General features: G+C 69.1%; 10 protein-coding genes and 2 pseudogenes. 7 read left to right on the plus strand and 5 right to left on the minus strand.

Going from position 1 to position 15,051, the window contains the following annotated elements; genetic code table 11:
* The first annotated feature begins 96 nt into the window (after positions 1 to 96).
* A complete protein-coding gene (locus GQS65_RS18205) occupies positions 97 to 642 on the plus strand; it encodes a dihydrofolate reductase (RefSeq protein WP_368280318.1) in 546 nt (181 codons plus the stop codon).
* A 15-nt stretch (positions 643 to 657) separates the two neighbouring features.
* Here the strand turns inward: GQS65_RS18205 and GQS65_RS18210 are convergent, their stop codons facing one another.
* Both GQS65_RS18210 and GQS65_RS18215 read right to left on the minus strand, forming a co-directional pair.
* The gene (locus GQS65_RS18210) at positions 658 to 1,530 is read right to left on the minus strand and encodes an ABC transporter permease (RefSeq protein ID WP_158206054.1); all 873 of its coding nucleotides are present in this window, start codon (positions 1,528 to 1,530) and stop codon (positions 658 to 660) included.
* Positions 1,527 to 2,570, minus strand: coding sequence for an ABC transporter ATP-binding protein (locus GQS65_RS18215; protein WP_158206055.1), 1,044 nt, complete (start codon positions 2,568 to 2,570; stop codon positions 1,527 to 1,529). Before GQS65_RS18215 ends, GQS65_RS18210 begins: the two co-directional genes overlap by 4 nt.
* 206 nt (positions 2,571 to 2,776) lie before the next feature.
* On the opposite strand from GQS65_RS18215, the gene GQS65_RS18220 reads away from it, so the two are divergent.
* The 4 genes and pseudogenes from GQS65_RS18220 to GQS65_RS18235 all read left to right on the plus strand — a co-directional run bounded on the left by GQS65_RS18220 (position 2,777) and on the right by GQS65_RS18235 (position 6,380).
* Positions 2,777 to 2,965, plus strand: coding sequence for an HVO_2922 family protein (locus GQS65_RS18220; RefSeq protein ID WP_158206056.1), 189 nt, complete (start codon positions 2,777 to 2,779; stop codon positions 2,963 to 2,965).
* A gap of 179 nt (positions 2,966 to 3,144) precedes the next feature.
* Positions 3,145 to 4,963, plus strand: a pseudogene (locus tag GQS65_RS18225) (acyl-CoA dehydrogenase family protein).
* A gap of 96 nt (positions 4,964 to 5,059) precedes the next feature.
* Complete coding sequence (locus tag GQS65_RS18230) at positions 5,060 to 5,986, plus strand: poly-gamma-glutamate hydrolase family protein (protein ID WP_368280320.1); 927 nt, start codon at positions 5,060 to 5,062, stop codon at positions 5,984 to 5,986.
* A 25-nt stretch (positions 5,987 to 6,011) separates the two neighbouring features.
* On the plus strand, positions 6,012 to 6,380 hold the full coding sequence (locus GQS65_RS18235; protein WP_158206057.1) for a carboxypeptidase-like regulatory domain-containing protein: 369 nt from the start codon (positions 6,012 to 6,014) through the stop codon (positions 6,378 to 6,380).
* Between the two features lie 7 nt (positions 6,381 to 6,387).
* Here the strand turns inward: GQS65_RS18235 and GQS65_RS18240 are convergent, their stop codons facing one another.
* The 3 genes from GQS65_RS18240 to GQS65_RS18250 form a co-directional block, all read right to left on the minus strand.
* Entirely contained in the window at positions 6,388 to 7,551 is a 1,164-nt protein-coding gene (locus GQS65_RS18240; protein ID WP_158206058.1) for a poly-gamma-glutamate hydrolase family protein, read from the minus strand.
* Positions 7,552 to 7,689: 138 nt separating this feature from the next.
* A complete protein-coding gene (locus GQS65_RS18245) occupies positions 7,690 to 8,880 on the minus strand; it encodes a Mur ligase family protein (protein WP_158206059.1) in 1,191 nt (396 codons plus the stop codon).
* Entirely contained in the window at positions 8,880 to 10,055 is a 1,176-nt protein-coding gene (locus GQS65_RS18250) for a poly-gamma-glutamate biosynthesis protein PgsC/CapC (protein WP_158206060.1), read from the minus strand. Before GQS65_RS18250 ends, GQS65_RS18245 begins: the two co-directional genes overlap by 1 nt.
* A 380-nt stretch (positions 10,056 to 10,435) precedes the next feature.
* On the opposite strand from GQS65_RS18250, the pseudogene GQS65_RS18255 reads away from it, so the two are divergent.
* Positions 10,436 to 13,516, plus strand: a pseudogene (locus GQS65_RS18255) (FAD-linked oxidase C-terminal domain-containing protein); the annotation flags it as partial.
* 356 nt (positions 13,517 to 13,872) lie between these two features.
* Positions 13,873 to 15,045 carry a helix-turn-helix transcriptional regulator gene (locus GQS65_RS18260; protein WP_158206062.1) on the plus strand — a complete coding sequence of 391 codons (1,173 nt, stop codon included), beginning with the start codon at positions 13,873 to 13,875 and terminating at the stop codon, positions 15,043 to 15,045.
* Positions 15,046 to 15,051: the final 6 nt, after the last annotated feature.

A 15,051-nucleotide genomic window follows, 5' to 3' on the forward strand; every position in this document is an offset into this window, starting at 1 on the left:
GCTGACGTACCGCTCGACGAGTTACGGTTCGAGGACGTCGAACTGTACGACTACGACCCGGCCGACGGCATCCGATTCGCCGTCGCGGAGTGAGTCGTGGCCGAGGACTCACCCACGGGCGAGGACGTCCCCACCGACGAGGGGCTTCGAATCGTCCTCGTCGCCGCCGTCGCCGAAAACGGCGTCATCGGCCGGGCCGGCGCGATGCCGTGGCACCTTCCCGCGGACCTCGCGCACTTCGAGGAGACGACGACGGGCCACCCCGTCGTGATGGGCCGACTGACCTACGAGTCCATCGCCGCCGATATCGGTGGGCCGTTCCCGAACCGGACGAGCGTCGTCCTCACGACGACGGGCGTCGACACCGAGGACGAACGCGTCGTGGAGGTCGGAGGCGTCGACGCGGCGCTGGCGGCCGCGGGGGCCGACGCCCGCGAGCGCGGGGTCCGGACGGTGTACGTCGGCGGCGGCGAGACGGTCTACGAACAGTTCCTCTCGCACGCCGACCGTCTCGTCCTGACGGAACTGGACGAGTCGCACGAGGGAGACACGCGGTTCCCGGAGTGGGACCGGGAGGCGTTCGTCGAAGTCGAGCGAGAGGAGCGAGAGGGGTTCGCGTTCGTCACCTACGAACGCCGCTGAGGCGACACGGACGGCTCAGACCCGTGCGGACGACGCCCGCGTGAGCATGAAGACGGCGACGGCCCCGAACACCACGTCGAGGCCGACGAGGACGGCGAGGTCCGGCGCGAGCGCGCTCCAGTTCCAGCCCTCTATCATCAGCGTCCGGGTCGCGTCGACGCCGTAGGTGATGGGGTTGAGGCGGGCGACGACCTGCATCCACCCCGGCAGGGACTCGATGGGGAGGAACGCCGAGGAGACGAACAGCAGCGGGAACGTCAGCAGGTTCGCGCCGATGATGGTCGACTCCTGGTCGCGCGTGACGAGCGCGAGGACGTTCGAGAACGCGGTGAACCAGACGCTGAACAGGACGGCGACGCCGAGCATCGCCAGCGCGCCGAGCACGCCGGTTTCGATGGTCGCGCCGAGGAGGACGCCGAGGACGACGATGAGCGTCCCCTGCACGGCGACGCGAATCATCTCCGAGAGCGTCTTACCGACGAACACCGCCGAGCGACGCATCGGCGTGACGAGTACCTTCTCGAACATCCCGTTCTCGATGTCGTTGACGAGGCCGATACCGGACGACGAGGCGGCGATGAGCGCCACCTGGATGACGATAGCCGGGACGAGGAACGTCAGGTAGCCCACACCGGCCGCGTCCCCGATAGTCGCACCGACGACGCCGCCGAACACCTCCGAGAACAGCAGGAGGAAGACGACGGGCTGGACGACGCTCCCGACGACGATAAACGGGTTCCTGAGGGCCTTGCGGTTCCAGCGTTTGAAGTTGACCCACACCTCCGCGAGGTAGGCGGTCGACCCGGTCCGCCCGCTCGTCGTTGTGACGGAGTCGGCGAACTGCGGGTCCTCGACCGTCGCCGTCCGGGTCTCGGCACCGCCGTTCATCGGCCCGCCCCCGTGGTCGCGTTCGCACCGGCCACCCGCTCGCCGGCCGGCACACCGGTGATAGCGAGAAACACGTCGTCGAGCGTCGGTGAGTGGACCTCGAACCCCTCGACGAGGATGCCGGCGTCGCGCAGCGCGACGAGCAGGTCGGTCCCCACACGTCGGGCACGCTGGGACGTGACGCTCAGGCCGGTGTCGGTCCGCGAGACGACCCCTTCGCCGTCGAGCAGGCCGGACTCGCGGACGACGCGCTCTGCACGTTCGACGGTCACCGCGTCGGCGTCGACGAGGTCGACGCTGAGCACGTCGCCGCCGACGCGGGCCTTCAGTTCGGCGGGCGTCCCCTCCGCGACGATGCGTCCGTCGTCGATGACGGCGAGGCGGTCACACAGCTGGTCGGCCTCTTCGAGGTACTGCGTCGTCAGGAACACCGTCGTCCCCTCCTCGTTGATTCGTCGGAAGTACTCCCAGAGGCGGTTGCGAGCCTTCGGGTCCAGCCCCGTCGTCGGTTCGTCGAGGAAGACCAGCGGCGGGCGGTGGACGAGCGCCGTCGCCACGTCGAGGCGTTTCTTCATCCCGCCCGAGTAGGTCTTGGCCTGGTCGTCGGCCACGTCGGCGAGGTCCACGAGGGCCAGCAGGTCGTCGATGCGGGCGGTACGCTCGCCACGCGGGACGCCGTAGGCCTCGCAGGCGAACCGGACGTTCTCGCGGGCGGTGAGTTCGAGGTCGATACTGGTCTCCTGGGCCATGTAGCCGATGGAACCGCGGAGCGCGCGGCGGTCACGGCGAGCGTCGAAGCCGTTGACCGTGACCGCCCCACCGGTCGGGTCGAGGAGCGTCACGAGCGCCTTGATGGTCGTCGTCTTGCCCGCGCCGTTGGGGCCGAGGAAGCCGAAGAACTCGCCTTCGGGGACGGTGAGCGAGACGTTCTTGACGGCCTCCGTCCCGGAGGCGTAGGTCACGGAGACGCCGTCGGCGCGAATCGCGGCGCGGCGAGGCGTCTCGGCGGGACTGCTGGTCGTCGCGGATACGGGTTGCATTGGGAACTCCGACCGAAGCGGCGGGTCCGAGCACTCGACGGATAGCGCCGTGGCTCTGGACGGTCGGTTCGGTACTACCTCAGGGAAGGTCGGGGGAGCGGATAAACTCGACTGTCGACCGACTGTCGACCGACTGTTGTCCCTGGACAGACTATTCGGTCGCACGCTGTCGGGGTACTTTACTCGTCGCTGTACTCGGTGAAAGCATGTCCCACGCGACATTCGAGCTGTACGAGGACGCGGCAGGCAAGTACCGCTGGCGACTCGTCCACGACAACGGCAACATCATCGCCGACTCCGGGGAGGGGTACGTCAACGAGAGCGACGCGCGCAACGGCATCCACAGCGTTCGCTCGAACGCGCCCGAGGCCGCGACCGAGGAGGTCGACGGCTGAGGGAGAGACTCCGCTCGCACCGGCTGCACCGAGGCGGTGGTCCGCGCGGCCCGCACGCTCGCCGTGACCGGCGGCCACCACCGTCGTCCCTGTTCTGACGGCCCGTCCGGTTCGACCACGGGCGACGACGTGGGAGGCCGCCCCACAGCAGTTATGTCGTCGCTCCGTCACCCTCGGACATGGACGACCCTATCGACTACGGCACGCTCGACAGCGGGCGTGACTGCAACTACTGGGTGCTCGACCGGACCCTCCAGCGTGTCGCCGAGCGCGCCTACCCGGACGCCGACTACGAGTGGGCCGAGTCACGACTGGACTGGCTCGGCGAGCAGACCGGGACGCGCATCGTCGACAACAGCGAGGCCGTCGAGCGCCACCCCCCCCGAACTCGACACCTACGACGACTGGGGCGAGGTGGCCAACCACGTCGACTACCACCCCGCGCTCGCCGACACGGAACTGGCGACGTACTGCGAGTTCGGCCTCGCACACGACGTCTTCCACGCCCCCGACGGACGGGACGAACCGCTCGGCCTGACCCACGCCATCGCGGGCGAAGCGATGCTCTCGTACGCCGACCCCGGGTTCGTCTGTCCGGCGTCGATGACCGTCGGCGCGGCCATCGTCCTCGACCGGTTCGGCCGGGACGACCCGCGAATCGAACGCTACGTCGAGGCGTTGACCAGCGACGACCCCGAGGCGTACGTCGAGGGGGCGATGTTCCTCACCGAGAAGCAGGGCGGAAGCGACGTCGGCGCGAACGAGACCACCGCCGTCGAGACGGACGAGGAGGGCGTCTACGAACTCACCGGCGAGAAGTGGTTCTGCTCGAACATCGACGCCGAGGGGACGCTGGCGCTCGCCCGCCGCGAGGGCGCGCCCGAGGGGACGAAGGGCCTCTCGCTGTTCGTCGTCCCCCACACCGTCAGCGAGGAGGGCGACCCACGCGGCGAGAGCGAGGACGCCCGACTCAACGACCAACTGTACCGTCGTCTGAAGGACAAACTCGGGACGCTGTCGGTCCCTACCGGTGAGGTCGAACTGCGCGGCGCGACGGGCTACCTCGTCGGTGACCCCGAGCAGGGCTTCCGGTATATGACCGAGATGCTCAACTTCGAGCGCCTGTCGAACGCCGCCGCGAGCGTGGGCATAATCGGACGCTGTCTGCTCGAAGCGAAAGTGTACGCCGCCGACCGCGAGGCGTTCGGGTCGACCATCGACCAGCATCCGCTGCTGCGCCGCGACCTGACCGAGATGGCGACCGACTACGAGGCGGCGTCTGCGTTCGTCTTCGCCGCCTCGCGCCTGCTCGACGAGTACCGTGCGAGCGACGACGGCCACGAATCGGACGCCTTCCGCCTGCTGCGCCTGCTCGTCCCCATCGCCAAACTCCGTACTGCTCGGGAATCGGTCGACACGGCGTCTTACGCCTGCGAGGTGCTGGGCGGGAACGGCTACGTCTCCGGGTTCACGACCGAGCGAATGCTCCGCGACGCGCAGGTGCTCCCCATCTGGGAGGGGACCTCGAACGTCCTCTCGCTGGACGTGCTCCGCGTCCTCGCCAAACAGGCCAGCCACGAGGTGTTCGTTCCCGCAGTGGAAGAGCGTCTCGATGCGGCCGCCGAGCACGACGCACTGGCGGCGGCCGCCGAAACGGTCCGCGACGAACTCGCGGACCTCCAGACGGCGATGGCGACGCTCGCCACCGAGGACCGCGACTACGCCCAGTTGCAGGCGAAGGAACTGGCGAACTACGTCTACGACGTGTTCGCCGCCGCCGAACTGCTCGACATGGCTTCGGAGGACCTCGCCGCGGGCGACGGGCGGCGTGTCCTCGTGGCCCGCGAGTTCGTGACCCGGCAGTTCGGCCGCGAGTCGGGCCGCGGTATCGCGTCGGGTGACCGGACGGCGATGGACCAGTTCGACGCTATCGTCCGGTATGGGAGCGTCGCCCCCGAGGAACTGGAAGGAGCAGCGTCCGCACCTGCCGACGACTGAGCGGAGCCGACGGGACCTCACGGGACCGGACAGAACGACCGTCAGTTTCCGTACGTAGTAGAGAGTGTTAAGTGAACGTGGTAGTCACGAATAACTGTGAAAGGACGCTTGATGACGAGGCGGCGGTTGCTGATTCAGAGCGTCGCAGCCGCCGGCACATTCGGTGCCGGCCGGGCCGCGACGGCTGCGGCCGGCAGTGACGACGAGCGACGGGAGGTGCGTGTCACCGGGGCCATCTCCGACGACGAGGTCTGTCGACTGCCCCGCTCTGTCACGTCGTCGCTGGGAGTCGTCGCCGGTCAGCAGGTCCGCCTCCGCCACGAGGACGGGCCGGCGGTGTTCACCGTCGTCCCGACCGACGAGGCGGTGGGAGCGGTGGGCACCGGTGGCCGCGACCGACTCGGCGCGACTGGTGACGCGTTCGACGTCGAGGTGAGCACACGAGTCGTCCACCCGACCAGAGACGAGGCGACGGCGGCCGACACCGGCGGGTTCGTCGAGCGACTCGTCGACGCCGACGACGAACGCCTGGTCGTGCTCGCTCCACACGGCGGCTACATCGAGTACGGGACCGACGAACAGGCCACCCACGTCGGCGAACGACTCGACGTGCCGGTGTGGTACTGCGCCGGGTGGTGGCCCGGCGGCGGTGCGTTCGACCGGTGGCACGTCGGGTCGACGGACATCCACCCGGCGTCGTTCCCCCGACTCGCCGAGGTGTCGAACCGGTCGTTCGACGCGGTGGTCGGCTTCCACGGGTGGGGTGAGGACCACGTCGCCGTCGGCGGAGCCGCCCCGCTCGACCGGAGGCGGACGGTCCGTGACACCATCGCGGCGGCCGTCGGAGACGCGTTCGACGTACGACTGGCAAGCGACGAGAGCCGCGACGGCGACCACCCGGACAACGTCGTCAACTGGCTGAGTGCCTCCGGTCGGGACGGGGTGCAGATAGAACAGCCGTGGGACGCGCGCCGCGAGTACGGCCGGACCATCGCCGACGCCGTGGCCGACGTGTTCGAGTGACGGCTGGGCCCTCGCAGTCGGTGTCGTGACCGGCGTCTCGGGGTGCAACGCGTCGAACACCTCGGGGACGACCACGACGAACGGCGAATCGACGGCGAGGAGTGAGACGACCAGCGAACCCGATGGGGCGTCGTCGCGTATCGACGGCCAGGTGTTCGACCTGTCGAACGAAGCCGTCCCCGGGGCGACGGTCGAGGCTATCGTCCCGAGCACTGGAGTCGTCGACCGAACGACCGCCGACGAAGCGGACCGGTTCGAACTCGCCACGACCGACGAAGCTGCGGAAGGTGGTCGGGAGTACGACCACATCCGGCTCGGTGGCCCCGCGACGGTGGAGTTCGAGACGAACGAGGCGTCGCCGGACGGCGTCGTGTGGTCCAGAACAGGGACCTGAAGCCGAATCAGGTCCGACGGTTCAGCGCGTCGGCGACGGCGTCGGCGACGGCGTCGCCGTGCTCGTCGCGGACGGACTTCGGCTGGCCGACCCAGATGCCGTCGTCGTCGGTGAGTTCGTTGATGAGGACGTCCTCGTCGGTCGCCGCGTACCGTCCCTCCGCGAGGACGGGCGTGGGCATGCTGTCGGGCAGGACGCCAGCGATGGCGTCACGGACCGCCTCACGCGTCTCCTCGGAGGCGTTGCCGCCGACACGGACGCGAGCGGTGCAGGTGCCGTGGAAGCTCACGCCGAACCGGAACGTGTGGTCGGTGATGGACGCGAGTTTCGGGAACGACGCGGGCGAGAGCTGCGTCGAGGGGACGTGCCAGCGGACGAACGCGCCGCCGCCGTCGCGGAAGCCGTACGTACGCCAGGTGGTCACGGGCGGGTCGTAGCTGGCGGCGAAGCGCTCGGCCTGTTCCGCGGTGCCGGCTTCGACGTCACCGCCGTGTGGTGCGAGGGCGACGACCAGCGAGCGCTCGTCGTAGTCGAGGACCTCGACGAGTTCGTCGTTCTCGCGGGCCTCCTCGACGGTCATGTCGGGAGCCGGGAGGACGGGGTCGACGACGGCGTCGAACGACTCGTCGGCGAGCGAGCAGCCGCCCTCGTAGGTGGGACAGCCCTGCTGTTTGTCGCCGGTGTTCTCCCAGTTCAGTTCGTCGAGCGCGAGGCGGCAGCGAGCGCGACGGTCGATGCGGACGGTGTCGTCGGCACGCTCCTGTCGCGCTCCGGCGACGGTGTAGGCGGCGTACTCGTCGTCGGTGCGACGGACGCGGACCTGCTGACCGGGGGCGACACCGAGCGCGTCGAGCAACGCGGGGTCGGCCGTGAGTTCGGTGAACGACTCCGCGAGCGAGTCGGGGCCGCTACCGCCGGGGAAGTCGACGGTGACCGAGGCGGTGTCGCGGCCGTCGGCCTCGGTGTCCTGCTGGACGACGGTCGAGAGCGCCGACGAACGGGCGTTCGCCTCGACGGCACCGACACCGAGTCCGAGGAGCGCCGGTGAGGCGAGTCCCGCGGCGAGGAACGCACGCCGCGAGGTACCGTCCGTGGCCTCGGTGCTGTCGGTCGAGTCGTCCGCTGAGTGGTCGGAAGTCGGTTCGTCGGGTCGATGTGTATCGTCTGTCATCGTTGTCTGTGGTTGGGGGGTACTCGGAAACGAGTCGGGAGACGGCGGCCGGCAACCGTCGACTGCCGGCCGAGGGGCGTTACACCCCTCCCACCTCCGGGGTCGCTTCGTAGGCGGACCGGCACCGTCGAGCGCCGGTCACCGGGTCGCCTCCACGTTCGACGACGAGGGCTTCGTCGACTCGGCGGCGGCCGCCCGGCGCTCGACTTCGGCCTCCATGCCGCGCATGAAGTCGGCGACGGTGTTGCCGACGAGGAAGACCGGCCACCCGTCGTCGAGCGCGGCGTCGAGGACCGTCGCCGGGTCGTCGCCGTCGTGGCGGACCACCGGGAACGGCGCACGCCGAGCGAACCGAGCGGTGTCGTCGCCCGCGACCCGGACCTGCTCGAAGACGCCCTGTTCGTAGCACTCGGAGAGGTACTCCAGGAACGCCGCGGTCCGCCCACGACGGTCGCCGCGGATGTAGAACAGGGGCTGTATCGTCCCCGGTCGGTCCGCGGCGAGGGCACGGCGAACGACCTCCGTACTCTCGGTGTCGTTGACCGACGCGGCGTTGAAGACGTGACCGCCCTCGATAGCCCGCCACTCGACCCGCATCTCGTCGAGGTAGCCTCCGAGTAGCTCCCGCGACAGCGGCTCTTCGCCGACGGCGTCGAGCACTTCGTTCAGCGCGTAGATGGACTCCGCACCCGGGACGTTGGCGTGCTCGTCGGGAACCGAGACGTGCGAGACGGTCGCACCACGTCGGTCGAGTTCCGTCTCCAGACACTCCCGCAGGGCCGGCGACTGCTCGCCGTTGACGACGTGCGTGCCGGCCGGGATGGCTCGGGCGAGCGCCCGAGCGATGGCGAGACGGTCGCCGCCGAGGGTGTCGAGGTGGTCGCGGCGAACGTTCGTCAACACGACCACGTCCGGGTCGACGAACTGCTCGGCGACCATCCGGGTCGTGTAGTCGGAGATCGCCTGGTTCTCGACGACGAGGACGTCGTCGGGTGGGTTCTCGCGGAGCTCTCGCTCGTTCTCGTACAGCGTGACCCGTTCGCCGCGAGTGATCGGTCGGCGCTCGTCGCCCCGGAGCATCGCCGGGCGATTGCCGGTTATCTTCGCACCGGTGTCGTAGCCGCGGGCGTCGAACACGTCGTGGAGCCGTTCGGTCGTCCCCGACTTGCCGCGCGTGCCGGAGACGACGATACGCGTGTCGATGTCGGCGAGGCGTTCGCGGTGGTCGGGACCCCGAGTCACGAACCTCCGGACCGCGTCGAGGCGCTCGTGTGCCCCCGACAGGAATGGGAGGCGTTCGCCGGCCGCCGAGAAGACCGTCGACAGCATCAGGCGACCCCCTCCGCGGTGAGTCGGCGGGTGAGCCGACGCCGCTCGCGCTCGAACCGGGTCACGCGGACACCGGCGAGCGCACAGACCGCGACGCCGAGCAGCGACAGGGCGACGGTGACGACGAGGCTCTCGGCGAGCATCGTCCCGGAGAGCGGCCGGGCGACCGGCAGCGCGACGGCGAGCGAGACGACGAACAGCGCCGCGGAGAGCAGCGCTCCCGTCGACCGTTCGGCGGGCGCGAGTCGGTGGAAGTTGTACGCGCCGATGCCGGCGAGGATCGAGAGGAACAGCAGGACGAACCCGCTCACGCCCGGCAGGAACGCGGCCGCCGGAACCGCCAGCACCACCCCGGCGAGGACGGCGACGGAGAGCAACACCCGACCGTACAGCAGCGTTCGCCGGTTGATGGTCCGGACGACGAGGAACACGGCGACGGTACCGACGAGGTACAGCGGGACGACGCTCGGTGACTGGAGCGCGAACAGCGCGAGCAGCGGGGCCGCGATGAGCCCGTTGAGTCGGACGCCGTAGCGACCGTAGACGGCCTCGGAGACCGCACCGCCGGCGAGGAGGAGCGCGACGGAGGCTCCGAACCCGACCCCCGTCGCGGTGAGTGCGGGGTCGGCCAGTGCTGCGCCGCGAAGCGTCGCCACGTCGGCCGACGACGCGAACAGCACGGTCGGCGTCAGCCGACCGAGCGTCGCGGCGACCGTCGGGTTGAGCACGGTCGCTCCGAGGACGAACAGACCGACGAACGCCGAGAGGCTCGCACCGACGTCTTCGATTCGCCGGTCGCGGTCGAGTCGGTGGTAGTTGTACGCGGCGACACCGGGGAGAACGCTCCCGAGGAAGACGAGGTGTGCGTACACCGGGTCCGTCCCCGTCAGCACGGAGAGAGCGGCGAGGCCGACGATAGGGACGACCGCACCGATGGCGATGGCCGAGAGCAACAGGACGCGCCCGTAGAGCATCGTCCGACGTTTCAGGAGCGCCAGTCCGAGATACGCGGCAGCCGTGCTGACGACCGCCAGCGGGAACGCGTAGAGGTCGTACAGTGAGTAGACCGCGAACAGCGGGACGACGAGCACTCCCGACATCCGTAGCCCACGCGCCTGTGTGACCACGATACCCATCAGGAGACCGAGCGCGACGAGGAGGGCGGCGACTATCACGCCCGACCCCCGTCGCGGTGGTGACCCGTTATCGAGGGTGGGTCCCCGTGGTCGTCCCATCGATGCACCGAGACGGGGGGTCCGCCCTGGACTCCCCCTCCTACCGTCGTTGACGCCTCTGACACGGCCGTGGCGACTCGTGGATGCATCTTTGTTATCCGTGGGGGCCGGCCTCACAGGGTGCGTCGTAACTCCGATAACAGTCGCGTTACGGACGGTTTCGAGACTCGTACACTCCGTCCTCGGAGAACGTACTTGCCGAGTGAAAAGACGGAGAAACGGTCGGTCGAAACCGTTTCGCGGCGAAAAGGCCCTGCTTTCGGCCGACGGATCCCACCGACCGCACGCGGTTTTTTATCCCCGGACGGGGTTGACGAGGTATGGCACTCGGGGAGCGCTCGGGGGACCCGGCCGAGGACCCACGAGCGACGTACGACTACGAGATGGGCGACGTGGCCCGTCCGGGACTCGTCGAGGACCTCGAATCGCTCGTCGAGGGTGACGTCCGGTTCGACGACTACTCGCGGGCGCTCTACGCGACGGACGCCAGCGCCTACGAGCAGGTGCCCATCGGCGTCGTCTTCCCGACCAGCACCGAGGACGTGGCGGCGACGATGCGCTACTGCGCGAACCGGAAGATTCCGGTCTTGCCGCGTGGCGGCGGGACGAGTCTCGCCGGGCAGACGGTCAACCGCGCCGTCGTCCTCGACTTCACGCGACACATGGACGCGGTGACGGACGTCAGTCCCGGTCGGCGCAGAGCGACCGCGCAGGCCGGCGCGATTCTCGGCGAACTCAATCGAGAACTGGCCGACCACGACCTGAAGTTCGCGCCGGACCCAGCGTGGGCCGACAAGTCCGCCATCGGCGGTGCGGTTGGGAACAACTCGACGGGCGCACACTCGCTGGTCTACGGCAAGACCGACGCCTACGTCGAGTCCTGTGAGGTGGTGCTCGCCGACGGGCACGTGACCCGATTCGGCGAGATATCGGTCGAGGAGTTGCGCGAGAAGGCCGACCCCGACAGCGCAGCGTGGGGCGACGGTCCCGACAGTCCGCTCCTGCCGCGCATCTACGCCGAAGTGGTTCGGATTCTGGACGAGGAGGCCGACGAGATAGAGCGACGATACCCCGACCTCAAACGCAACGTCTCGGGGTACAACCTCGACGTGTTGGTCGAGGAGGCCCACGAGACGGACAGCATCAACCTCGCTCGACTCATGGCCGGGAGCGAGGGGACGCTGGCCATCGTCACGGAGGTGACCGTCTCGCTCGAACTCGTCCCCGAAACGAAGGCCGTCGCGTTGCTCACCTACGACTCGCTGCTGGACGCGCTGTCGGACGTCGCGGCCATCCTCGAACACGACCCGGCGGCCGTCGAGGTGATGGACGACGTGTTGCTCGACCTGGCCCGCGAGACGCCGGAGTTCGCGGACGTCGTCGGGCTGCTCCCCGACGGGACGGACTCGGTGTTGCTCGTCGAGTTCTACGCCGACGGCGACGCCGAGGGCGAGCAGTTCGTCGCGGACCTCGTCGCCGACCGGGTGGGCGACGTGGCGACGGTCACGGACCCGAGCGAGGGCGCGACCGAGACGACGGGAGGCGAGCGGTACGCCAGCGCGGCGCTGGAGGCTCACGACGCCGAGCAGCGAGCCCAGTTCTGGAAGATGCGCAAGTCGGGGCTTCCCATCCTGCTCTCGCGGACGAGCGACGAGAAACACGCCTCGTTCATCGAGGACACCGCGATTCCGGCGGAGAACCTCCCCGCCTACGTCGAGGAGTTCGAGGAAGTGCTGGAGGCCGAGGGGACGTTCGCCTCCTACTACGCCCACGCCGGCCCCGGCGTCCTCCACATCCGGCCGCTGGTCAACACGAAGACCGAACGCGGCCTCGAATCGTTCTACGCCATCTCCGACGCCGTCACGGAGCTCGTCGTCAAGTACGGCGGGTCGGTGTCGGGCGAACACGGCGACGGACGCGCTCGCACCCAGTGGAACCGCCGACTCTACGGCGACCGACTCTGGCGGGCGTTCGGCGAACTGAAGACGGCGTTCGACCCCGAGTGGCTGCTCAATCCGGGCACCGTCTGTGGCCGGGACGACGCGGATGCGTCGTCGGCTCACGGCTCCGCCGTGGAGAGCCACGACATGCGCCGCCACCTCCGGTTCGACCCGGAGTACGTCTACGAGGCCGGCTTCGAGCCGACGCTGAACTGGGACGAGGAGAACGGGATGCAGGGGATGGTCGAACTCTGTCACGGCTGTGGGGGCTGTCGGGGCTCTCAGGAGACGACGGGCGGCGTGATGTGTCCGACCTACCGCGCGATGGACGAGGAGGCGCTGTCGACCCGTGGGCGGGCGAACGCGCTCCGGAGCGCGATGAGCGGTACGCTCCCGGAGGACCCCGCCAGCGACGAGTTCGTCGAGGAGGTGATGGACCTCTGTATCGGCTGCAAGGGCTGTGCGAAAGACTGCCCGAGCGGCGTCGACATGGCGAAGCTCAAAGCCGAGGTGGAGTACGAGTACCGCCAGCGCAACGGGAGCAGTCTCCGGGACCGCCTGTTCGCCAACGTCGACGGCGTCAACCGACTCGGGTCGGCGTTCGCGCCGCTGGCGAACGCGCTGACGCGTCTGCCGGGGGTGAGCCGACTCCAGGAGTCGCTGTTCGGCATCGCCAGCGAGCGTGACCTCCCGGGGTTCGCCACGGAGTCGTTCGAGGACTGGTGTTCGAAACGGACCCCGACCGTCACGCCCGAAGCGGCCCACCGGAAGGTGCTGCTGTTCCCCGACACCTACACGAACTACAACCGGCCGGCCGCCGGGAAAGCCGCCGTCGAGGTGCTCGAAGCGGCCGGCGTCTACGTGCAGGTACCCGACGTCGGCCCGAGCGGACGGGCCGCCCACTCGAAGGGGATGCTGGGCCTCGCCCGCGAACGGGCACAGTCGGTCGTCGACGACCTCGCGCCACGAATCCGGGAGGGCTGGGACGTCGTCGTCCTCGAACCGTCGGACGCGGTGATGCTCCAGCACGACTACCTCGACCTGCTGAGCGGGCCGGACGTCGAACACCTCGCGGAGAACGTCTACGGCTTCTCGGAGTACGTCGACGTCCACCGTCTCGGCGAACGCCTCCCCCTGTCGGGGACGGGCCGACTGACCTACCACGGCCACTGTCACCAGAAGTCGACGCTGAAAGACCACCACGCCGTCGGCGTCCTGCGACGGGCGGGCTACGAGGTCGACCCGCTCGACTCCGGGTGCTGTGGGATGGCCGGCAGTTTCGGCTACGAGGCCGAACACTACTCGATGAGTCGCGCCATCGGCGACGTCCTCGTCGAACAGGTCGAGGGCGCGGACGGTGACCGGACCGTCACACCGGGCGCGTCCTGTCGGTCACAACTGGAGTCGTTCGAGGATCACCCCGAACACCCAGCCGAACTGCTCCGGGAGGCGATGGCGATGTGGGAACGCGGCCAGGACACGCCGCGGCCGGAGGGCGTGGACGTGGTCCGAACGCGCGAGTCGTCGAGCGGCGGACCCGTCGACGAGGATACCGGACCCGAACCGCCACGGCAAGCAGGGGAGTGGGTCGACGTGATTCGGACCGACGACGGCGACACCGACCGGGAGCGTCGACCGACGACCGACGACCCGGCGGAACGGACCGACGACGAGTGAGACAGCGGGCGAGTCGCTCACGCCGGCGTCGACCACCGTTCGGGTTCCGTCGTCGTCCGCTTCGCTCCACGTCCACACAGCGGTCGCACGACGAGCGTCGGTCGTATCGATTTTATACTTCGACTGCTACCGATTGCCAGATGCATCGGGTGTTGATGGTCGGGGTACTCGTGGTACTCGTGGCGGGGACGCCGATGGCTGTCGCTGCGTCGACGGCCCCCGAGAGCGGTACGCAACAGGGGTTCGACCGCGAGGAGTTCACCATCCACGTCCACGAGAACGGGACCGCGCGGTGGACGTTCAGCTACGAGCGTGTGCTGGCGAACCAGTCCGAACGGCGACAGTTCGAGACGTACGCCGAGCGCTTCGACGAGAACGAGACCCAGTCCTATCGGAACTTCGTCACCCGAGCGAACGCGCTGACGAGCGCCGGCGCGGACGAGACGGGTCGTGAGATGGACGCGGCCGGGTTCTCGAAGGACGCGTACGTCCGGAGGGGCCTCAACGACGTCGGCGTCGTCGAGATGTCGTTCCTCTGGACGGGGTTCGCCGTCGAGGCCGAGGAGGGACTCGTCGTGGGCGACGTCTTCGAGGGAGGGTTGACGCTCTCGGCCGATCAGCGCCTCGTTGTCACGTGGGACGACAGCCTCACGCCGACGACGGTCGAACCGTCGCCACAGCAGGGCGTCGAGGAGACCGGCGACACGCTCCTCTGGCACGGCGAGAGCGGCGGCACGCAGTTCCTCGACCAGCAACCGCGGGTCGTCTTCTCGCCCGTGGACCAGGCCGATCCGGGAGCGGGTGCGACGACCACTGACGGAACGACCGAGGACTCGGGAGCGGGAGGCATCGGTGGCGGAGAGGAGACGCCTCCCGGCGGGGAGGGTGAGGCGGGTGACCTCGTCGTCTGGCCGTTCGCGTTCGGTGCTATCGTCCTCGTCGCCCTGGGGAGTCTCGCGTTCCGACACGGCTACCTCGACGACGAGACGCCGAACGGCGGCGGGACCGACGGTGAGACGTCGAGTCCCGAGTCGACGCCCGAACCGGCACCCGAACCGGAACCGGCGGTCACCGACGAGGAACTACTGAGCGACGAGGATCGCGTCCGGTCGCTGCTCGCGGAGAACGGCGGGCGGATGAAGCAGGTGAACATCGTCGACGAGACCGGGTGGTCGAAGTCGAAGGTGAGCATGCTGCTCTCCGAGATGGAGGAGGACGAGGAGATTCACAAGCTTCGTGTAGGCCGTGAGAACATCATCTCGCGGTCCGGCGACGAACCCGACGCGACCCGGTCGACGTTCGATGACGAGTGACACAGA

This window comes from Halomarina oriensis (genome assembly GCF_009791395.1).
In the GTDB taxonomy this organism is placed as follows: domain Archaea; phylum Halobacteriota; class Halobacteria; order Halobacteriales; family Haloarculaceae; genus Halomarina; species Halomarina oriensis.